This window comes from Lentibacillus sp. JNUCC-1 (genome assembly GCF_009741735.1).
Classification (GTDB): Bacteria; Bacillota; Bacilli; order Bacillales; family Amphibacillaceae; genus Lentibacillus_B.
Genome location: NZ_WHOH01000001.1, coordinates 1,539,987 through 1,561,235, shown reverse-complemented (window position 1 = coordinate 1,561,235; position 21,249 = coordinate 1,539,987). Strand labels below are relative to the sequence as shown.

Genomic DNA, 21,249 nt, shown 5'->3' with positions numbered 1-21,249 from the left:
CACACTCCCTTTATTGAGTTGATCCTTATATCTTTCTCAGCAAGTAAAGTAAATAAGGTGTCCCAATCAGTGCTACGACAAGGCCTGAAGGGATTTCTTTCGGAGCAAGCAGCAAGCGTCCGAGAAAGTCTGCTGCCACCAGTAATATTCCACCGATAAATAGACTGATGATAATCACCTTTTTATGCTCAACCCCTACCATACGCCTAGCAATATGAGGGGCCAATAAACCGATAAAGCCAATTGTTCCGACAACCGACACGCTTGCTGCCCCCATAGCAACACCGAGGAAAATAGCAATGATTTTTGTGCCGGATACGCGCAAGCCCAGCCCCATAGCCACGTCATCACCGAAGGATAGCACGTCAAGTCGCCTAACAAGTAAAACCGTGATTGGGATAGCGACTAGCGCAACCAAGGCAACAATCCTCAAGTCTTCCCAGCCTTTTCCATATGTTGAACCAGCAAGCCAGGTCAAAGCAGGAGCCACGCCGAGTTTGGCCCTTACAATCAATATTTGAATAATCGCTGATCCCACAGCTGATAATGCCACACCGACAAGTGCCAGGAGTACGGGATTCCATTTGGATTTCCGTGTGGCCAGCAGAATAATTGTCATGGCGAGAAGTGAACCGGCAAGCGCTGCAAACGGCAGTAATTTTACAGAGGCAGCCGGAAAAACGACCAAAAAGATCATTGCCCCTGCCCCGCCACCTGAGGTAATACCCAGTACAGAGGGGTCGGCAAGCGGATTGCGGAGGACGCCTTGCAAAAGAACCCCGCTCATTGCCAAGAGCATCCCGACTACAAAGGCCGTGAGCACTCTCGGGATCCGGAAATTAACGATAAATGTTGAGAAAATAGAGCCGTTCAACCATTCTTCAAGCGTTAGAAATGCAGTTCCACCAAAAGATATGGCCAGGAAAAGCACGGTTGCCAACAGCACGGTCAATAGACTGATCAGCGCGAAGAAAGGCACGGGAATTTCATATCCGCCCAAACGGGTATCGCTTTTTTGATATTGTTTGCCAGCCCGGTAGGCTAAGAACATCAGCCAAGGACCGCCGATAATCGCTGTCATCGCACCCACCGGCATTTCTTGGTTCGGTGTGAGCAGGCGCGCCAGGACGTCAGCGCCCACCAGAAGAATAGCGCCCCATAAAAAGGAGTGCAACACCAGACCACGATGGCCCTTGACACCCAGGAATCTGACAATGTGCGGTGCCATCAAGCCAACAAACCCGATTGGGCCTACCACACTGACGGTTGAAGCCGCGAGCAGAATCGCTGTGCCCCACGCCAGAAGCTTTACTTTCGTTACCGACTGGCCAAGGGATGTCGCAACATCGTCACCCAGAGTCAGCACATCCAATTTGCTGCCGAGGAGTATAGCAAGGAACGCCCCGCCAATGACAAATAACACAGCAAACCGGACACCAGACCAATCAAGCTGAATCAACGTACCTGAACCCCATAAAAACAAACCGTTCGTTTCATTTTCATAAAATAATTGCAGTGTGCCGGTGAAAGATGAAAATAAGAGCGATATAATCATACCCGTCAGCGCCACACGTACAGGGTCCATCGTACGTCCAACGAGTGTCATCACCACGATAGCCGCAAACGCTGCGCCGAGAAGGGATACAACAAATGGATGCTTCCCGATCAATGACGGCATGAAGATCGTAAAAACTACGACAAAAAAATAAGCCCCGGCATTAATCCCCAGTGTCCCAGCTGAGGCAAGCGGGTTTTTTGTCAGCGTTTGTAAAAATAAACCCGCCACCGCAAGTGCACCACCTGCCAGTATACCAATTACAACTCTGGGAAGACGCAAACCAACAACAATATCCTGCACACGTCCCGGCTGCCACACCTCTGTCAACAATGCCTGAAACGAGTAATCTGCCTGTCCCTGTGTCAGGTGTATAAAACTCATGAGCATCAAGAGAAGAAAGCCTCCGAGGTATAATCCAGAGGCTTTCAGCAAAACAGAGCGATTCATTATTTAGACTCCACAACATTCACAACTTGATCCACGACAGTTTTGGCTGACAATGGTCCTCCAAAGAGCCATGCGTCTCCCCCGAGAGGATACATGCGGTCATTTTTTACGAAATCAAGGTTTTTCCATACGGCATTGTCTTTCAACTGATTTTCAAAAATATTGTCATCATCTTGCACAACATAGAAGAAATTCGCATCTTCCAGAGCTGGGAGAGACTCAACATTCAGCGTTGAATAGCCATACACTTCAAACTGATCTGGCTCGTACGCATTCTTAAGACCAATCTTTTCAAAAATCTTCGAGGCCATTGAGTTTGGTGTAAATACACGTAAAACGGGAGCCTGTTGTGAACTGAACGCCTGAGTGAGCACGAATTCATCTGTAGAAAGATCTGCTGCATCTATGGCTTCTTTAGCCTCACTGTATTTATTATCCAAGTCCGCGAGTACTTCTTCCGCTTTATCTTCTTTATTCACAGCTTTAGCAATGGTTTTGAAGGTTGTAACCATTTCGTCGTACTGTGTGATGCTTTCATCCTGAGGATATGCCTCAAAAAAGACGGTTGGCGCAATTTTTTCAAGTTCGTCCTTAATACCCTCATGACGGAATTTCGGTGCAATGATTAGATCTGGCTCCAGCTGGGCGATTGTTTCGAGATTCGGTTCCTGACGTGTGCCAACATCTGTGACGTCATCAGAAAGTTCCGCCTCGATGTCAACCCACTTGTTGTACCCTTCTATGTCTGCTAGTCCGACAGGCTGCACGCCAAGAGCGAGCAGGTCTTCGGCATACGTATATTCGAGGGCAACAATATTTTCTGGTGTTTGATCCAATGTGGTTGTGTCCATGGCATGTTCGATTGTAACTTCTTGAGATGTTTCTTCATTGGTGTTTGTATCTGTATCATTTCCGTTGGCGTTTTGATTAGAGGTTCCTCCCTCATTGTTGGACTGACCGCAAGCCGCCAGCGTGAAAAGCATTATGATTAAAACAAATAAACCGAGCTTTTTCATTATGTAAAGCCTCCCTTTATTGGTTATGAGAATTATTATCACCCAGGACGTTATTATACACTGAATTGAGAATGATTTTCAATCAGAAACTAAAACTTTTTCGAAAAAAGCTGTTTCCGTATAGATCGCTGCCTTTTATTAATGCACAATTTCTGTAAACTGCGAACTAATTAGATCCACTATAATTTTATGAGAGGATCGTGATTTATGCTGCGGGAAGTCGCTTTCCGCGGGCACGGCCTCAGCCTCCTCGCGGAAAGACCACCGCTGTGGGGTCTTCGGACTCGTGCTGTTCCCGCAGGAGTCGACTTCCCTCCGCTCCAATCACTCTATGTAATTCAGTGGCTTGGACGCTTCTGCCCGAAACCAAGTATGAATGACTTCAGTTTACCGGCTATTATCAATGTCTATACGCAATTCAAACTTTCATCTGTTCTGCCCACGAAAGCGGGAAGGAAGGTGAACACTTCTCACCCAGCTCGGGGAAAACACGGAGACTCCTGTGGGAGGAAAAGCCTCGGTGAGACCCCGGAGGTCGATAGACCGAGGAGGCTCAGCAGCGCCCACTGGACGCGGAGTGTTTTCCCCGAGCGGTTGCCAGAACCAGTCATTTAAAGTTTTCTCTGGTTCGCAGTTTGTGTCTACTATTCACCAAAAACGTAAGGGTCTATTCATTTATAAGAAAGATTGGCGGCTGCCGTTTTGTCCGTGGTCTGTAATGTTGAGCGGGGTTTGGTGTGTTTTTTCTAAAATGAGCTGGTAGTTGTAATTAAGAGCCTTGAAGAATCTGTAGAGTATATAAAGGCCAACCAGAACCTGCACAGCACCGATGATTGTATAGAGCATAGGCATGGCGGTTATCTGAATGCCAATCATGACCACCACCAATAACAATTCCAGTAAAATTGCTTTCACACTTTTTAACATCACAGCAAAAGCCAAAACAAACAGTGCTGCAATGAACAGTAAAGGCGCCTGTGTGATAAACACGGCTAATGAAACATCCATCATCTGACTCCCCTCCATGTCTTAGGCATTTTCCAGTAATCAAATCGACCCCTCACTTTTATAATGAGGGGTGCAGATGGTTTATGCCTTGACATAGATCAATTTTCACTGAGCATGCTTAATATTATCGTGCTAAATTCACCTTCTGGCTCAAATAATAGATTACAATACCACCGATAGACATCGACAGTAATTCTCCAGCTCCAACTGTGAGCCAAGTATAAAAGAATGGAAGATCAAACAAAATCGTAAGCTGGAAAGCTACTGTAAACATGGATAAACTGAATATAACAGCTGTGACACCAAGTTTGACAGCAACATTTTTAATTCGGCGTGTGACCAAACGGCACAGCAGAAGAACCAATAGCGTTGCAGTTCCGCCAACGGGCACGTCCAACACCCATGTTGGTGACATGAAATTAACGATCACGACACCTGCAGTAACAGCAACGACATAGCGTTTATGGAATAAGGCAAGGTAGTTGAACATTTCAGACAGGCGAATTTGAATCGCTCCGAAGCTGATCACGGCAAGAAGGGCGGTGACAGTGACGTATAAGGCGGCGACAAGTGCCATCTTAGTCATTTCGGATGCGGATGTCAGTGAGGGCTGTGCGGCGGTTGGCTGGGTCATAATTTTAGACATATTTAAGTAAGCTCCTTTGTAAAATAGCGTTCGGCTATTTTAGTAATAACTGCGACCAAAGGAAAGAAGTGTCACAGTGCCGGCTCATTGGCCAGCCGTACCATTATAACAGAATGAATATCGGGCGTCTATGGAATTTGAATCACGTTTATTGGACTGTCCAACCACCATCAAGCGGCAGCACCGCCCCGTGCATATAGCTAGCTCGGTCACTGGCTACGAACAGTGTCAGATCCGCAACTTCTTGTGGGCTTGCCCAACGTTTCGCAGGGGTTTCGTTGGCCACCCATTTCGCCATGTGGGCATCGCCTTCGAAATCAGCTGCGTTCATAGGTGTTTGAATAGCTCCTGGAGCAAGTGCATTCGCTCGGATTCCTTGTGCGGCATAGTCATATGTCAGCTGTTTTGTATAACCGATGATCGCGTGTTTGGAGGCGGTGTATGCTGCTCCGCCACCGCCTGCGACAAAGCCTGCGATGGACGCCATGTTGATGACCACACCGCTGCGCCTCGCAAGCATCTTCGGCAGTACCGCATTCGTCACAAGATACATGCCTTTTACATTCGTTGTCATGATCGTATCCCACAAAGCTTCGTCCGTTTCGAGGGTTGGTGCAAAGCCATCGAGAATACCTGCTGTATTGAGCAGGACGTCGATCTGATCAAACGTGTTTAGGCAGTTCTGAACGGCTTCTGTCACGGATGCCTGATCTGCTACACTGCCGATATGGAATTGAAATGTTTCTCCATGCGCTTCAGCCAGTTGCCGGAGCCCTTTTGCTTCAAGATCCATACCAAACACCCGTGCACCCTGCTCCAGAAATGCTTTTGCCTGAGCCTGTCCGATACCTGAAGCTGCACCGGTGACAAACACGACTTTTCCAGAAAAGTCCGTCATACCGCTCATTTATTCCACAACCGTCCAATCTTCAGCCAAAATGTCACAAACGGTTGGGGTGAACATTGTATAGCCTTCCCCTTCAACGTTGATCAGAAAGTACGGGTTCAGCTTCTTCCCGTCATGTTCACTTTCTCCGACAAGCTTCACATAAAGTTCAGGACCGCCCATCCAGCCCGGATCACTTTTTTACCGGCTTTCAGTTCTGGAAGAATGTGTTCGAATGTCATAGTCATTTCCGTCCTTTCAAAATAGGATATGCAACAGTATACCATATCACATTACTGTTCCACACCGAACACAATCCCATTTTCTTTACGGACTTTTTCCGTGATGGATAAAACTGTATAACTGAGCGTGTTCAGTTTTTCGTAATATGCCCTGTCCCCATGTTGAATAATGTGGTAAAAAGCTTCAGCTTCAAAATTCATATTGTTAGCGTATGTTTCTGTGCCAAGCGCCTCAGCTTCTTTTGTATCATTTCGAATCAGTTGAGCCGCGTGCATCTCACTGGCTCCTTCAAACGTCATCGTTCCCGTGTCACCGTGGATTTCACATGCCTGATAAGACTGGGCTACCTTTGAACACAGGATTGTACAGACCATATTCGGGTATTTCAACACAAGTGTACCGCTCCCGTCCACACCTGTTTCGAGCTGTACGGGGGAATAAACAGTGTCCTCAGGCTTCCCAAACAAAGCCACCGCCAATGCTAACGGATACACGCCCAGATCCACCAAGGCTCCGCCAGAAAATTCCGCTGTGAACACATTCGGCCGCTCGCCGTTCTTATACTTTTCATAACGGGACGAGTACTGAACAAACGGCAGAATCACACTGCGGATTGTCCCCAAATCACCGATACGGTTCTTAATCTCCTCAAGATTCGGGCTGTGAATATGTCGCATCGCTTCGAATAAATACACTCCATGTTTCTCTGCTGTTTGATGTGCTTGTTCCCATTCAGCTGTATTGGAGAAAATCGGTTTTTCACAAATGACATGTTTGTTGTTTTGTAAAAAAAGCACAGCCTGTTCATAGTGCAGAGCGTTGGGAGAGCCAATGTAAACAACGTCAATATCCTCCGCTGTGGCCATTTGCTCAAGATTTGTATATGTATATGCAAGTTTATGTTTCCGTGCAAACTGTGCAGCCTTGTCCTCATGCCTGGAATATACCGCCAGAGGTTCAAACACCCCAGCAGATTGTGCGCCTTCGATAAATGCTTCCGTAATCCACCCGGTTCCAATAACACCCAGATTCATATGAAACGCCTCCTTATGATTATTTAAAAAAACTGCCCAACCTCAGTATAGAAGGTCGGACAGTACTTTTCCCGTCATCTGCTTGTCACTCAGCTGTTTTGTTCAAGTGCTTCCAGACGCTTTTCGATTTTCTCAGTCGTTCTAAGATGTTCGATCATGCGTTTAATCAGCTGCATTTCTGCTTGTGCGGTCATCACATGGTCTTGCGCGTGAATCATGACAAAGCTTGGTGCCGCATCTTCGTCTTGGTTCTGAATGAGTGCCGTCTGATGCTTGTGTGCTTCAAGAAACTCATCATTGGCTTCATCCATGAGTTTTTCAGCTTCGTCAAAATTAAATTCTTCTGCCTCGTCCAGTGCTTCATACGACAAACCGCGTGCGTTGCCGCCATGAAGGATTAACTGTGTCATAATTTCTTCATAATTCATGGTTGATCACTCCTAGCTTTGTGCTGGTTCTGCTTCTGCCTGTTCTTGTTCTGTCAATTCTTTTTCATATCTCTTGAAGAATGGCCAGTAAATGACGGCTGCAATCACGGCATTCATAATCTGGACCAGACCGGCAAGGACAGATCCGCCTGTTGCAATGAATCCGCCAAGGAAAATAGGGACAGTAAACGGCGGCTGCAAAATAACCGGTGGCAGGATGCCGGTTGCAAATAAGAAATAGTTAATGGTCACGATAATGGTTGGACCAAGAACGAATGGAATAATCAAAATCGGGTTCAATACGATTGGCAAACCGAAAATGACAGGTTCATTAATATTGAACAGGGACGGAACAATGGCTGTTTTTCCAACTTGCTTCAGTTGAACCGAAGCGGAGAACAGCATAAAAATCACGAGTCCAAGCGTGGCACCAGAACCCCGATATGTGTGAACATATGGAAGAATGGCTCGGTCACGATACCGGTTGCTTCAGATCCCGCTTTAACAGCGTCAGCGTTCTCAGCGAGCTGTGTCATCCAAAACGGATAGGCCACAGACGATACGACGTTCATGCCATGGATACCAATTGCCCATAGGATGAGCATCAGCAGGATCATACCGAGTGCTGCCCAGTATGAATTGGACGCAGCAACGAGCGGGCTGAACAGATCGAGTACAACTTGTGGAATGGTCCTGCCGAAGTTCGCCCACACCGCCCAAGCTATGAGCCAGACGGCCGGCAAGATCAGCATAAATGGAATGAGCGCCCGGAATGTACGCATGACATATGGCGGCACACCCGCAGGCATTTCAAAAGTAAAACCTTTCTTAATTAAAAAGCGCATGGCTTCAGTTGTTAAAATCCCTAAAATAATTGCCACAAACAACCCTTGTCCACCAAGGTATTGTAAAATATCGCCAAACGGCACTTCTTCAAGGTTGACTACCGGAAAGGTCGTCATGAAGAAAGCGAGCATGGATAGTATACCGGCCATCACCGCATCCATATCTTCACGGATGGCCAAACTATACCCGACACCAAACGATACCGTCAGCGCCATCAGTCCGAACGTTAAATTAAACGGGAATAACAGCTGTGCCTGAATCGGCTCAATGGCATTTGCCCATGCATCAATAATCCCCAGATCGATTGAGGTTGGCGGATTGGCTATAATTAAAAATATTGCCCCGGTAATAATCACTGGCAAAGCGAAAATAACGAATGCATCACGGATCGCCTGCAAATATTTATTTTGGGCAATTTTTCCGAGTGGTTCCATTAAGTGATTTTCTAACCAATCAATCATCTTGATACCTCCCTATAGAACAGGCCTCTTATGAAAGAAGCCTGTCCTGTTATTGGTTGATCATATTGAGAACTTGATCCAATACCTTGTCGCCATCCATGAGGGCGAAAGCACGCTGGTCAACAAGTTCTACCGGAATTCCTGCGTCATCTGCTATCCGGGTAACTTCTTTTTTCAGATGACGAACTTGGGGCTCAAGCAGGGCGGCATTGTATTCACTTGCTTTATTTTTAAACTCACCAGTACCACCTGCATCTGCTGTTACCTCAAGACCACGCTTATCTGCTGCCTCTTGAACTTTTTTCGCCAGCTGACTGGATGTTGCACCCCAGCTGCACAAAATAATTAATTTGATGGATTCTTGACCCATGTTAATCCTCCTCATATTGATGTATTTAAATAGAGCTTAGTCCTTATCTCTTGTTTACAAGTTTGCGGTGTTTGGCCGGATTAGCCAAAATATCCTTTGCCATTCTGTCAATGCGGCCGTAGTGACCCATTAACCAGTATGCAAGCCATGATGCCAGACACACCACAACGGAAAAACCAAGTCCAAATCCAAGCACGGTCCCGCCGGATGGTTGCTGCGTCGCTACTGCATATATGCCATATCCGACCCAGATCAAAGAAAACACACCGGCATAAACGATCATAAACTTTTTCAGTTTCGGCAAATGGGATCCCTCCTTCCGGCCTCACATATGCTCTTATAATCACCTGTTATTATGCAATCAGGCACTTATTTTATACACATCTGTACACTTAGAATATGAGGCGTTGTTGACAGATTGTTTCACCAGTCGTATAATTGGTACGAATTCGAGATAATTGTTTGGAGTGAACCGCACATGACAGATCATGAAAACACACCTCAAGACCGCAATATGTCGCTGAAGTTGTTCGTTGTTTTAACCCGGGCTTTGGAATCAATAGAGAAACAAGTGATTAAGGACATTAAAAGTCACGGTCTCAATTTAACCGAGTTCTCTGTGTTGGAGTTGCTTTATCATAAAGGCGACCAACCGATACAGAAAATCGGGCAGAAAATATTGCTTTCCAGCAGCAGCATGACTTATGTTGTTGACCAACTTGAGAAAAAGAAATGGCTGGAGCGAAAGGCGTGTCCAAAAGACCGACGTGTAACGTATGCAGCGATCACATCGACAGGACAGGAATTAATGAACCGTATTTTCCCACAGCACACTGAGGCCATTCATCAGATCATGGACGGTTTAACCACCGATGAAAAAGAATTTATGATCGGACAGCTTAAAAAGCTTGGCTATCATGCGCGGTCATTGCAGGAATAACTCCCCAAACGGCAGTGGTCGTTTTATTTTACAATGGTATCTCGAATTTGTACTATATGAATGTGAGGTAATTTCAAGCCTCACAAAAAAGAAGGAGTGTTACAGATGACAAAAGTTAATTTAGCCGTTATTTATTATAGTTCGACAGGTATCAACCATCAGCTGGCCACTTGGGCTGAAGAAGCAGCACAGGAAACCGGAGCCAATGTTAAAGTTCTGAAAGTACCGGAGTTGGCTCCTGAAGAAGCAATCGCGTCAAATCCGGCGTGGCAGGAACATTATGAAGCAACGAAAGATCTGCCCAACGCCACTTCTGATGACATCGAATGGGCCGATGCTATTCTGTTTAGTGTGCCTACACGGTTTGGCAATGTCCCAGCTCAAATGAAGCAGTTCATTGACATGCAAGGCGGCCTGTGGGGTGCGGGCAAAACAGTTAATAAAGTTGTCAGTGCCATGTCGTCAGCTCAAAACCCGCACGGTGGACAAGAGGCAACTATCCTGAATTTATATACGTCGATGATGCATTGGGGAGCGATCATCGTACCAACAGGATATTCCCATGACTCGGTATTTGCAGCGGGTGGTAACCCGTATGGCACAAGTGTCAGCCAAGGCTCCGACGGCGGAATGGTTGAAGACGTTGAAGCAGCTGTCAAACACCAAACACGGCGCACAATCGGCATCGCAACACGCGTTAAAGCCGGATCCTAACGATCAAAACAGTTAAAGGGCCAGACCCTCAGGATAAAAGTCCTGGGGCCTGGCCCTTTGTATTTTAAGCTTCGGCTAGCTTTTTAACTTTGCCGCCTTTTTTCATTTTAAGTTGCTTTCTTTCTTTCATTGCATAACCCGTAATGCCATAGATCAGTGTGAACATAGGGGTCAAAAAGGCAAGAAAGCTGAACGGGATGTATACTGCCGGCGATACGCCGAGTGCGCCTATTGTAAACAAACCACCAGCTGTCCATGGTACAAGTGGTGCACTTTGTGTAGCTGTATCTTCAATAATGCGGGATAAATTTTCGGGGCTTAGATTGAATTTCTCGAATAACGGTTTAAGCAGTGTGCCTGTCATGACACCCGAAAACGAAAACGAACCGCCAATACCCATCATGGCATAACCTGTAAACATCGAGACACCCACGAGAACACCGCGGCTTTTGATATAGCCGGTCACACGCTCGAGTATGGCTTCAAGAAACCCGTAGGCATACAGGAGACCGCCGAGGCCAAGCGCAAACAGTAGCAGTGCCACAATCGGCAGCATGCTTGTCATACCACCCTGTTGTAACAGCGTATCGACAATATCAATGTTGGATTCTACATAATAACCGCTGAAAAACGTCTCAAACACTTGATTCATGGATGCACCCTGATACAGGACAGCCACTGCACCACCGGATGCGGCACCAATAAAGATCGATGTGACCGGGGGTTGTTTCATAATAATTAAGGCCACGACAATGAGCGGTGGAATCAAAGGGATGATCCCGATGTTAAAGTTCTCAGACAGATATGTCATGAGAGCATCCACCTCAGCTGCACTGCCTGAAGCACCACCGTAGATTAATCCGAGGACCGTAAAGATGATCGCCGTGATCACATAAGCCGGCCCAGTCGTCCAAAGCATATGTTTAATATGATCCATCAGATCAGCATCGACTACCGCTGCGGATAAATTCGTGCTGTCTGAAAGCGGCGACATTTTATCACCGAAGAATGCGCCACTGACAATAGCCCGGCGGTCATCCCAACCGGAATGCCCAGACTGTGGCCAACTCCCATCATAGCGACACCCGCCGTACCGAGCGTGGCCCAGGATGCGCCTGTTGCCAGTGAGACGATGGAACATAGTATAAGTGTCGTCACAAGAAAAAAGCGGGGTGAGATCGCTTCAATTCCATAAAAATAATCGTCGGAACAGTGCCTGAACTCATCCAAGCACCAATTAAAATACCGACAGTCGTCACGATAAGCGCAGGTTGCAACGCCTTCAGCATGGAGTCGTACATGCTTGTTTCAACTTCTTTAAACGAGTAGCCAAGTTTCATAATAAATGGGATCACCGCAAGCAGCGCTGTAAACATCATGATTTGAATCGATGCGCCAAAAAGCAGCATCCCTGTTGCAATAATAGCAATCACCATTGTTAATATTGATAATGCATACCAAAACGAAGGTCTTTTCGCTTCGTTTTCCATTTAAACACTCCTTTGAAATATACCCTCCGCTAAAAGGGCTGTCAGGAGTACTCCGTTAATTGTTCGAACAAATTGTAATTGGATCCACTAAGTATTGATTTATTACCCTATTATACCAAAAGTTTAAACTCTAAAAAAACGTATTATTTAGCGACCTCGCTTTATCAGATCCCATATAACAGAACAAGCCCGCTGTAATAACAGGTATTTGTAAACATCATCAATTTTAATCGAATATGCTCGCCATTATTAAAGGGCCAGGCCCCCAGTTCTAAAATCCGGGGGCTGGCCCTTTTTATAAATTAGTTGTAAAGGCCTTTTTCTTCCAGGTTCTTTTTCCCTTTGAAGGCTAGTGTAATAAGAATGATGTTAATGATGAGCATCGCAATGATCATATAAAGCACCAGTGTATAGCTGCCGGTTATGTCATATACAAATCCATAACCTGGAAGCGCGACGATCCCGGCTACTGCCAGGCCGATCCCAATCGTTGCATAGATCTGGCCATATTCTTTGTTTCCAAAGATAGCTGAGGTAAGCAGTGGACCAAGCGTACCAATTGAAGCCGTAACAAAGCCAAACATACCGATCGCCGCACTGAAGACGACAGGATTTCCCGGTACAAAAATTAATAGAACGAGTGCAATAATACCAACAATCATAGACATATAACCTGTATTGCGTGCGCCGATCTTATCAGTCAAGAAGCCAAATACAAGCGCACCGACAAGCATACCTACCATAAATGAGCCCATAACTTGTCCGGCGAACTCAATAGAATATCCTGTTCCTATCGCATAAGGACCGATGTGCTGTGCGAAACTGCCGATCGCTGTCATAAAGAACAAGAATAATAGCATTGAGAAAAATGCCAACGACTTTTTCGCATCAGCAAAGGTCACCCCTCGCAGCACATTTTCTTCTGGATTGAAATCCGCATCTTTTCCATCTTTCATCCCATATGGCAATAATCCTTTTTCTTCCGGGTTTTTACGAATCATTAATAGGATTACCGGAACAATCACAACGATAGCGCCTACACCAAGGATCATATAAGCATTGCGCCAGCCTTGCTCAGCAATTAAATTCCCGGCAAAAGGCTGAATGAATGCACCGAACAAACCAACCGCAGCCATCATTAGACCCATGGCCAAACCGTTATTCTTTTTAAACCAGCGATTAATAATCACGGGACCAGCAAGTGTGGTAATAAATATAGCGCCAAATGCCATTGGTGCCGATAGAATGTACCAGCCCCACACAGACTTCATAAAACCAAATAAAGCAAATGAACCCGCCTGCAACACGATCCCAAAAATCAGAAGGCCGCGTATGTTGTACTTTGCCAGCATCTTCCCTGCAAGCGGCAAAAACAGCATGGTTATGATCGATGAAATACTAAGATAGATAGATAAGCTCCCAATGCCAATACCCAGATCTTCTGAAACTGGACTTAAAAACAAGCCTCCCGCGTTATTAACGCCCCCGCGTGCCACACCCATCATAATTGACAAACCGATCAGCACAATCCAAGCAAAGTGAAACTTCTTTTCCCCCATTAGCCTGACTCCTTTTGATGTATTTTTTCATGCGTTAAGTCACAAGCCTGAAACCATGTGGGTCTCGACTTGTGATAAACGTGTGAAATAGATTATATTTTGTTTCTTAGCGTAACTTAATCGAACCACCGTCAACCATAATGGTTTGACCGGTAATATAGTCAGAATCCTCGCTTGCTAAAAAGACAGCAACGCGTCCGATGTCCGATTCAAGTTCACCAGCACGGCGCAACGGTATCCCTGAGAGCATTTTTTCATAGTACTCCGGATTTTCATCTGCCCACTTAACCATTCCCTCAGATTTAGCGATCGGCGAAATGATATTGACGTTGATGCCATAAGGACCGAATTCGTTGGCTGCGACACGCGTAATTCCGCGGATGGCTTCTTTGGCTGCAGCATATGAACCTTGGTTTGGGTCCCCTTTAATGCCGGCACCAGATGCAAAGTTAATGATCTTGCCTTTTGTTTCTTTCAAGTATGGCAAAGCAGCCTGCATAAAGTAGAACGTCGGGTAAAATCCTGTATTAAATGAAAAATTGAGCTCTTGTTGTGTTGTTTTTTCAATGGAGGCCATTTTAGAGGCATGCGCATTGTTGACCACAATATCAATTCTGCCAAGCTTGTCCCCTACTTGTTTCACAACTCCAGCCAGTTGATCGTGCTGGGTCAGATCCTGCTGGATAAACAGGCATTCGGGTACATAGCTTTGCAGTTCTTTGACCACCGTGTGCCCTGCTTCTTCATTTAAATCAACAATGACCACTTTTGCGCCTTCTTTAACAAAAGCCATCGCCATACCGCGGCCAATGCCACCGGCTCCTCCTGTGATGATCGCGACTTTATCCTGTAATTTTCCCATTTTATTCAACCCCTCTTTTCATTTAGTCATGAATATTTGCATCTCTATCATATAATTCGTTGACTCATTAATCACATACTATACCTCTATTTTCCAGGGCCTGACATTGTGGAACGCAAAAGACCTTCATCCAATTAACGTCACGACAGATATGGGGCTAGATCTCCTCATGGGTTAACCACCTTCGCGTGAGCAGCAGATTCCTAGTGATCTGCTGCTCATTTAAAGATGCCCCATCACCTTAGCTTGGTAGGTTAATTCATCACGGAATTTAGGATGGGCGATATTGATGAGTGCCCGTGTGCGTTCACGAATCGTTTTGCCTCTGAGCCGCGCCACACCGTATTCTGTCACGATATAATCAACATCGTTTTTTGACGTCGTAATTGGTGTACCAGGTTTCAGTGTCGGAACAATTTTTGAGATGGTGTCATCTTTTGCTGTGGAATACAGACAAATGACCCCCCTGCCACCTTCGACCACACGTGCGGCCAATTGGAAATCTGCCTGTCCCCCTGTTGAGGACCAGTACGTATCAGCGACTTTTTCCGCGTTCACTTGCCCAAGAAAATCCACTTCCACCCCAGCATTAACAGTGACAAGATCTTTCAGCCCATGCAGCTTTTCTCCCACGTTTGTTTCATTCACCGGGAGCATATAAACATCTTCATTTTCATGCAAAAAGTCATATAGCTGACGTGAGCCATATGCAAACGTTGCTGTCATTTTACCTTTCACAAAAGGGTTCTTCTCATTTGTCACGGCCCCGCTTTCAAATAAATCGATGACTTTTCCCGGGATCATTTCTGTATGGATGGTCAAATTGCGATAGTGTTTTACGTAATCCATTATGGCATTTGGTATCGACCCAAAACCGACTTGCAGCACATCACCATTCTTGATCAGACCTGCGACATGATCACCAATGATTTGGTCTTTTTCTGATTGATGGAGGATGGCTGGGCCTTCCGGGATCGGCTGATGATGCTCTATAAACGCCGTCACCTCTGAGATGTGGATCTGGTTCTTTCCGAAGGTGCGCGGCATATGTTCATTAACTTCAAGCACAACAGCTCCTGCATGTGGAATCAATGTAGCGATGTAATCACAATTGGTTCCAAGTGAAAAATACCCTTTTTCATCCATCGGAGACACCACAGCCATGACAACCGGGTTCGTTGTAATGTCGCGCAGCAGCTTTGGCACATCAGAAAAGTGGTTTGGCAACAGATCGATCTCCCCCGCTTTATATGCCTGACGTTCATAAGCACCCAAAAACATGCTGGTAACCCGTACCTTATCAGGGTCTGTGTTAATCACCTCACGGGTCGACAGCATCTGAAACAAACGATTGTCCTTCAGATGACCGCATTGCTCCAGCTGCTTCATCAGTGTGTAAGCCTCGCCGGCAAACAGCGTTGTAATAATGTCCTGACCCGGTTTAATATAGTTTCCTATAGCGTTTACGTGGACGTGCTTTTGTTCATATTCCTTGTTTAAGCACATTGAAAAGACCTCCTTGCTCTTACTTTCCCTTTCAGCTTTAGAATACTAAAAATGATACAGGTAAGCTAGCAACGCAACAACCCAATTGCTCAACATTTCACAAATATGACATCAAATGGGGGTTGTCTTTAGATCTATAGACGATCATAATTAAAGTGTAGACACCAACATCCTAAAATTTGGATGAAATGATGTTAAGGAGTGGTAGATATGGGACGTGTACAAGATAAAGTAGCACTCGTAACCGGTGGCGCATCAGGCATTGGTCTTTCCACAGCCACACTATTGGCAAAAGAAGGTGCAAAAGTCGTCATCGCCGATTTCAACGAGGAAGGCGCCAAGAAAGCGGCTGAAGACATCAAAACTGCCGATCATGAAGCAACAGGAATTTTCCTTGATGCCGGCCAGCAGGAATCGATTAAGGAAGCCGTCGACTTCACCGTTAACACATATGGCACCATAACGGTCCTCGTCAATAACGTCGGACTGACCAATATGCAGAAAGACCTAGATGTGGTCAACATCGACATTGACGAATGGCATCGCCTGATTGACGTGAATTTGACAAGCGTGCTGCTCGGTTGCCGCTATGCGATTCCTTATATGAAAGAAGCCGGCGGAGGTTCTATTATCAATACGTCATCCATGGCCGGATCTGCCAGTGATTCGATTAGAACAGCTTATGGATCGACCAAGGCTGCCGTCAACCATCTGACCAAATATGTGGCCACCCAATACGGAAAAGACTCTATCCGCTGCAATGGCGTTGCACCTGGATTAATTATGACACCGGCTGCTGAACAAAATATTCCGGAGACAATCAACAAAGAATTTTTGCGTCATAACGCCCTCCCTTATCATGGCGAAGCGGACGACATTGGCTATACCATCTTATTCCTGGCGTCTGATGAGTCCAAATTCATTACTGGACAGGTTATTGATGTTGAAGGCGGACACTACATCGCCAACCCGACCACCCCATTGTTTAATGAAATGATGCAACAGCAATCTTAATACAGATATAATTTGAAAAAGCTTGCCGGAATTCCGACAAGCTTTTTTGTCGTTCAAGCAATCGAATTTGACATCCTCATTCTATTTGTGTATGCTATAAACCAGTTGTTCAATTTGTATTGAACATTTTAAACAGATTAAACCACCGCTGAAAGGAGGGGCAAATTGACTCAAAGAGATGATCTGCAACGCATTGAAGAATCACGGGATATTTTAATCAGCGCGATCGCTCAGACAATGGTCATTTACGGTGTAACGCCATCTGTCGGGAGAATCTACGGTGTGCTTTATTTTGCCAACAAACCGCTCAGTCTGGATGACATCAAAGATGAGGTCGCCATGAGCAAGGGCAGTGTCAGCACGGGTTTGCGTGACCTCCTCGATACAGAAATGGTCATCAAAGTCTGGAAAAAAGGCAGTCGTAAAGACCACTACATCGCTGAAAAAGATTTCTTTAAAAACTTCTTTGCCTTTTTTGTAAAAATCCTGCGTCAGGAACGCAATATTATTTTAAGAGCGAACGATCAAGTCGAGGAAACCTTGAAAGACATTGCTGTAAACGGAGAATCCGAGGAAGCGAAACAAATGGCTCAAGGGACCTAGATGATATAAACGACACGATGTCTTATTTTGACTGGACAATGAAACTGGCCAATACGATGGAATCTCGGGAGATATTCAAACATATCCCGGTAAATGAAGAAGAAGGTGACAGCAATGAATAACACAAACACAGCGCTGCTTCTGATCGATATGCAGAAAGAAAGCGATTTCGGAATTGAAAATATGGAGACAGCCGTCAGCAATGCCGAGCAAATGATTGCGGCATGCAGAAAGCTGGATATCCCGGTCGTTTATACGCGGCACATTAATCGGTCAGACCAAGTCGGCCTGTCGAATAATGAGCCGATGGACCAAAAGGGAAAGCCGCTTTTTTACAATGATCTAACCGCTGCGATAGAAATCGTTGATCAAATCAAACCCGCAGAAAAAGATATCGTGATTGATAAATATCGCTGGAGCAGTTTTTATGACACGAGTCTGGATTTAATGCTCAAAAGCATGGGCATTAAACATCTAATCGTCGGCGGTTTCGTGACGGACGGATGCTTGGTCACAACAGTTTTTGATGCCTATTTTCGAGATTATCAAGTTAACCTTATCAAAGACATGAGCGGGGCTACAAATGAAGGTTCCCAAATGGCATCTATATTGATGATGGCCAATTGGGTGTATGACCTTGCTGTGTATGATACTTCTGAGATGATTAAACAACTTGAAGGCAAACCGGCAACAAGCTGGCAATCCAGCTTTCCGGATCAGCTTCAGTTTACACCTGAAACGATGAGAGACGTATTTGAAAAACTGAATCAACCACATTGCAACAAAGACCAAAAATAACAGGGGGCATTTATTGATATGTGGAAAAAAATAGGACTACTAAGTATTACAGGACTGATATTAGGTATGCTGCTTGCTGCTTGCAGTGACAACAGCAGCGATGAAGCCGCAAATGGCAACGGGGAAGATAAAAGTGACAATAACGCTGCCGAAGAAGACACCAGTTTAGAGCTTGGCCAAAAGGAACTTACAATTCCTTATGTGGGCTGGGACTCAGCAACGGCCAGCAACCATGTGATTGAAGTTGTGCTGGAAGAAGCAGGGTATGACGTGGATCTGAAACAAGTCAACTCAGGCGCCATGTATACGAGTGTGGCAGACAGTTCTGCAGATGCAACAGTCTGTGTCTGGCTTCCGAATACAGACGCAGACTACTGGGATAAATATCAAGATGATCTTGTACATCTCGGTCCAAATATAGAAGGCACGCCACTTGGACTTGTTGTACCGGAATATATGGATGTAGACTCTATTGAAGATCTGAAAGAAAACAAGAATTCCGTGGGTGATCAAACAGAGTATACGATCACCGGCATTGAACCTGGCGCAGGACAAATGAATGTGACCCGGGAACAGGTTATACCTAAGTATGGGTTGGATCAGTGGGAACTGCAAGCCAGCTCATCTGCAGCAATGGCAGCAGCTCTAGGTGAGGCCATCAAGAAAGAAGAGCCCATCGTTGTAACATTATGGTCCCCACACTGGGCATTTGCCAAATGGGATCTAAAGTTTCTTGAAGACCCGCAAAATGTTTACGGAGACCCGGATAACATCAACACCATCGTCCGTAAAAACCTAGAGGAAGACGCGCCTAAAGCGTATAAAATTCTCGACCAGTTCCATTGGACAAAAGAACAAATTGGTGAAGTCATGACTAAAATCAGCAATGGCATGGAACCTGCTGATGCAGCCCAAGAATGGGTCAGCAATAATCAGGACACTGTTGAAAAGTGGACTGAAGGCGCACAATAAAAATAGTAGGTGAACAAAAGCGGAAACGCCTTGATCACCCCCGAAAATCATAAGCAAGAACGTGTAGTGGCGGTCCTTGCCACGGAGCGTTATTGCTTATGACTCGAGGGGGTAGGCGTTGGAGCTAGACGTGGCCCTTGGCGATGTTTTTTAATAAACCATAGTTTTCTAAGTAAAAGACAAAAGCCGTCTGGTGTTATGCATTTCCAGACGGCTTTTTGATATTAATAACTCAACTTTCGCAGACTGAAATAGGCAGGTAAACCTTTATATAACTCGGCAGACCCGCAATCCATTGTTGTAGTTGACTTTTGATGAGTTGCTGTATTTTCTTATTCGTCTTTTTCAAGATATCTTCAAGAAGCTCGAATAACTGCTGTAAAGCCACAGCCCAATCGAGGTCATTAACTTCATCACATAATTCGTAAAATATACCGCCCAATGTGCGTTCATCTGTACTACAACGATTTTGCCATGACAAGACAATATACCTTGCAAACACAATGGTTGTATGGCAGATAAGAGCGTCATAAGAGCGGCTCTGGAACTCCTTCTGGAGTTTCAAAAGTGACTTCGTCGTTTTGAAGAAAACTTCAATATCCCAGCGCATGCCATAAATTCGAATAATTTCCCGGTCACTTAATGTGCAATCTGTGCTCAAAATAGCCAACCAATCACTTTTCTTATTTCGGTTACGTACGAACACGATTTTAACCGGCACACCATTCGCCTGCGTTGTGTGGATGGAGCGTAAAATGCCACTTTTTCCATCAGTCAGGGCAGCCATACGATACAATTCATCCAGACTAACACGTTTGCCATCTACCAGATAACGCTGCTTTAATTTTTTAACCATGCCAATCACGTCAAGACCTTGTTCTGTCAGATCTTTAACAAGGGCTGTTGTGTAAACCATGAATCCATCAGTACATAAGAAGCATCGATACCAGCGTTCATCGCACGTTTAATCATACCTGGAATCTGTTCCGGCGCTGTTTGTAACGCTTCTTGACGACGCTTGTAACCAGAACTGCGTTTATCAATATTTTCAGAGATTCCATTAATCTTGCTTTTTTTCGAACTTAACAGCGAAAAATCAACAGGCAGGAATGTAGCACCATCAGACCATCCCAGTGTCAGCATGCGAAACCCTTTGTAAAAACGCATTTTCTGTGATGCATGATCAAAGCAGCGAGCCAGAAGTTCTACATGTTTACTTCGGTTCCGATCATAAGACGAATCATCTAAGATGAATACTTTTGGACGGTCATGACGTGTGAGCTTTGATACCTTACTTATGGTATAAGCGACTAGTGAAAGCAAAAATCGGCGCCAGTTAAACGTCGACTGATTCAGAAACCGGTAAATAGTATCCTTAGCCGGAACATCCGCGGCTCTTTTGCCTTCCAGCGTTCGAAACCAATTTTTATTTTCAAAGATCAAACTAAAGATTAGCTGGAAAATGTAAGCACACGAAAAGCCAAAGGACTTTGTAATGCCAGCGTTACGCAAGTGCTTGAGCACTTTTAATTCCTTAAATGTTGATTTTATTTCATTTGGCAGTTGATTATTCGAGTTGTTTTTAGCTATCATATAGAGAGCACCTCTTCTTTATGGTATGTGATTCTCATCAAATCAACTATACCAAAAGTTGAGGTGTTTTTTCATGTTAAAGTCTAAAGTCAAGCGCTATATGTCAGACCCAACGGGTCCTGATAGGCGTTGAATTCATTAAGACTTTTTTGGTGCGAAAGTTGAGTTAATAAGCTGATTCGGCGGCCATGGAGGGGGACAGACTCCCATGACTCAAGCTCATAAGAAGGAATGAATTCCTTGCTCCCTTATACC

The 21,249-nt window shown here is 45.2% G+C and carries 22 protein-coding genes and 2 pseudogenes; 6 read left to right on the top strand and 18 right to left on the bottom strand.

Going from position 1 to position 21,249, the window contains the following annotated elements; all coding sequences use genetic code 11:
* Window positions 1-25: 25 nt before the first annotated feature.
* The 12 genes and pseudogenes from fhuB to JNUCC1_RS07035 all read right to left on the bottom strand — a co-directional run bounded on the left by fhuB (window position 26) and on the right by JNUCC1_RS07035 (window position 9,247).
* Window positions 26-2,005 carry a Fe(3+)-hydroxamate ABC transporter permease FhuB gene (fhuB, locus tag JNUCC1_RS07085; RefSeq protein ID WP_156644728.1) on the bottom strand — a complete coding sequence of 660 codons (1,980 nt, stop codon included), beginning with the start codon at window positions 2,003-2,005 and terminating at the stop codon, window positions 26-28.
* Window positions 2,005-3,021 carry an ABC transporter substrate-binding protein gene (locus JNUCC1_RS07080; RefSeq protein ID WP_156644727.1) on the bottom strand — a complete coding sequence of 339 codons (1,017 nt, stop codon included), beginning with the start codon at window positions 3,019-3,021 and terminating at the stop codon, window positions 2,005-2,007. The genes fhuB and JNUCC1_RS07080 overlap by 1 nt, the downstream gene beginning before the upstream one ends.
* A 675-nt stretch (window positions 3,022-3,696) precedes the next feature.
* Window positions 3,697-4,032 (bottom strand): hypothetical protein, encoded by a 336-nt coding sequence (locus JNUCC1_RS07075; protein ID WP_156644726.1) that lies wholly within the window; start codon window positions 4,030-4,032, stop codon window positions 3,697-3,699.
* A gap of 121 nt (window positions 4,033-4,153) precedes the next feature.
* Window positions 4,154-4,675, bottom strand: a complete 522-nt coding sequence (locus JNUCC1_RS07070; protein ID WP_231784087.1) for a QueT transporter family protein — start codon at window positions 4,673-4,675, stop codon at window positions 4,154-4,156.
* Between the two features lie 148 nt (window positions 4,676-4,823).
* A complete protein-coding gene (locus tag JNUCC1_RS07065) occupies window positions 4,824-5,582 on the bottom strand; it encodes a 3-oxoacyl-ACP reductase (RefSeq protein WP_156644725.1) in 759 nt (252 codons plus the stop codon).
* A pseudogene (locus JNUCC1_RS07060) lies at window positions 5,583-5,803 on the bottom strand (DUF2829 domain-containing protein).
* A gap of 51 nt (window positions 5,804-5,854) precedes the next feature.
* Complete coding sequence (locus JNUCC1_RS07055) at window positions 5,855-6,838, bottom strand: Gfo/Idh/MocA family protein (protein WP_156644724.1); 984 nt, start codon at window positions 6,836-6,838, stop codon at window positions 5,855-5,857.
* Window positions 6,839-6,927: 89 nt separating this feature from the next.
* Window positions 6,928-7,266, bottom strand: coding sequence for a PTS lactose/cellobiose transporter subunit IIA (locus tag JNUCC1_RS07050; RefSeq protein WP_156644723.1), 339 nt, complete (start codon window positions 7,264-7,266; stop codon window positions 6,928-6,930).
* Between the two features lie 12 nt (window positions 7,267-7,278).
* Complete coding sequence (locus tag JNUCC1_RS19005; protein ID WP_269448140.1) at window positions 7,279-7,671, bottom strand: PTS transporter subunit EIIC; 393 nt, start codon at window positions 7,669-7,671, stop codon at window positions 7,279-7,281.
* Between the two features lie 5 nt (window positions 7,672-7,676).
* Window positions 7,677-8,573: a PTS sugar transporter subunit IIC gene (locus tag JNUCC1_RS07045; RefSeq protein ID WP_269448139.1), complete on the bottom strand. Its 897-nt coding sequence runs from the start codon at window positions 8,571-8,573 to the stop codon at window positions 7,677-7,679.
* Between the two features lie 49 nt (window positions 8,574-8,622).
* Window positions 8,623-8,943 (bottom strand): PTS sugar transporter subunit IIB, encoded by a 321-nt coding sequence (locus JNUCC1_RS07040; RefSeq protein WP_156644722.1) that lies wholly within the window; start codon window positions 8,941-8,943, stop codon window positions 8,623-8,625.
* Window positions 8,944-8,986: 43 nt separating this feature from the next.
* Window positions 8,987-9,247 (bottom strand): hypothetical protein, encoded by a 261-nt coding sequence (locus JNUCC1_RS07035; RefSeq protein WP_156644721.1) that lies wholly within the window; start codon window positions 9,245-9,247, stop codon window positions 8,987-8,989.
* A 174-nt stretch (window positions 9,248-9,421) separates the two neighbouring features.
* Here JNUCC1_RS07035 and JNUCC1_RS07030 point away from each other — a divergent pair, with 174 nt between their 5' ends.
* Both JNUCC1_RS07030 and wrbA read left to right on the top strand, forming a co-directional pair.
* Entirely contained in the window at window positions 9,422-9,883 is a 462-nt protein-coding gene (locus tag JNUCC1_RS07030) for a MarR family winged helix-turn-helix transcriptional regulator (protein ID WP_156644720.1), read from the top strand.
* A gap of 105 nt (window positions 9,884-9,988) precedes the next feature.
* The gene (gene wrbA / locus JNUCC1_RS07025) at window positions 9,989-10,597 is read left to right on the top strand and encodes an NAD(P)H:quinone oxidoreductase (RefSeq protein WP_156644719.1); all 609 of its coding nucleotides are present in this window, start codon (window positions 9,989-9,991) and stop codon (window positions 10,595-10,597) included.
* Window positions 10,598-10,661: 64 nt separating this feature from the next.
* Here wrbA and JNUCC1_RS07020 read toward each other — a convergent pair whose 3' ends face one another.
* The 5 genes from JNUCC1_RS07020 to JNUCC1_RS07005 all read right to left on the bottom strand — a co-directional run bounded on the left by JNUCC1_RS07020 (window position 10,662) and on the right by JNUCC1_RS07005 (window position 16,014).
* On the bottom strand, window positions 10,662-11,738 hold the full coding sequence (locus JNUCC1_RS07020; protein WP_231784086.1) for a Na+/H+ antiporter NhaC family protein: 1,077 nt from the start codon (window positions 11,736-11,738) through the stop codon (window positions 10,662-10,664).
* A 13-nt stretch (window positions 11,739-11,751) separates the two neighbouring features.
* A complete protein-coding gene (locus JNUCC1_RS18645; RefSeq protein ID WP_231784085.1) occupies window positions 11,752-12,087 on the bottom strand; it encodes a hypothetical protein in 336 nt (111 codons plus the stop codon).
* A 302-nt stretch (window positions 12,088-12,389) separates the two neighbouring features.
* On the bottom strand, window positions 12,390-13,646 hold the full coding sequence (locus JNUCC1_RS07015; RefSeq protein WP_156644718.1) for an MFS transporter: 1,257 nt from the start codon (window positions 13,644-13,646) through the stop codon (window positions 12,390-12,392).
* 106 nt (window positions 13,647-13,752) lie between these two features.
* The gene (locus JNUCC1_RS07010) at window positions 13,753-14,508 is read right to left on the bottom strand and encodes an SDR family NAD(P)-dependent oxidoreductase (RefSeq protein WP_156644717.1); all 756 of its coding nucleotides are present in this window, start codon (window positions 14,506-14,508) and stop codon (window positions 13,753-13,755) included.
* Window positions 14,509-14,730: 222 nt separating this feature from the next.
* Window positions 14,731-16,014 carry an acetyl-CoA hydrolase/transferase family protein gene (locus JNUCC1_RS07005; protein WP_156644716.1) on the bottom strand — a complete coding sequence of 428 codons (1,284 nt, stop codon included), beginning with the start codon at window positions 16,012-16,014 and terminating at the stop codon, window positions 14,731-14,733.
* 210 nt (window positions 16,015-16,224) lie between these two features.
* Here JNUCC1_RS07005 and JNUCC1_RS07000 point away from each other — a divergent pair, with 210 nt between their 5' ends.
* The 4 genes from JNUCC1_RS07000 to JNUCC1_RS06985 all read left to right on the top strand — a co-directional run bounded on the left by JNUCC1_RS07000 (window position 16,225) and on the right by JNUCC1_RS06985 (window position 19,401).
* The gene (locus JNUCC1_RS07000) at window positions 16,225-17,028 is read left to right on the top strand and encodes an SDR family NAD(P)-dependent oxidoreductase (RefSeq protein ID WP_156644715.1); all 804 of its coding nucleotides are present in this window, start codon (window positions 16,225-16,227) and stop codon (window positions 17,026-17,028) included.
* Window positions 17,029-17,193: 165 nt separating this feature from the next.
* A complete protein-coding gene (locus JNUCC1_RS06995; RefSeq protein WP_231784084.1) occupies window positions 17,194-17,631 on the top strand; it encodes a GbsR/MarR family transcriptional regulator in 438 nt (145 codons plus the stop codon).
* A gap of 114 nt (window positions 17,632-17,745) precedes the next feature.
* Window positions 17,746-18,429: an isochorismatase family cysteine hydrolase gene (locus JNUCC1_RS06990; RefSeq protein WP_156644714.1), complete on the top strand. Its 684-nt coding sequence runs from the start codon at window positions 17,746-17,748 to the stop codon at window positions 18,427-18,429.
* A gap of 18 nt (window positions 18,430-18,447) precedes the next feature.
* Window positions 18,448-19,401, top strand: a complete 954-nt coding sequence (locus tag JNUCC1_RS06985; protein ID WP_156644713.1) for a glycine betaine ABC transporter substrate-binding protein — start codon at window positions 18,448-18,450, stop codon at window positions 19,399-19,401.
* A gap of 232 nt (window positions 19,402-19,633) precedes the next feature.
* On the opposite strand, the pseudogene JNUCC1_RS06980 reads toward JNUCC1_RS06985, so the two are convergent.
* A pseudogene (locus JNUCC1_RS06980) lies at window positions 19,634-20,994 on the bottom strand (IS4 family transposase).
* Window positions 20,995-21,249: the final 255 nt, after the last annotated feature.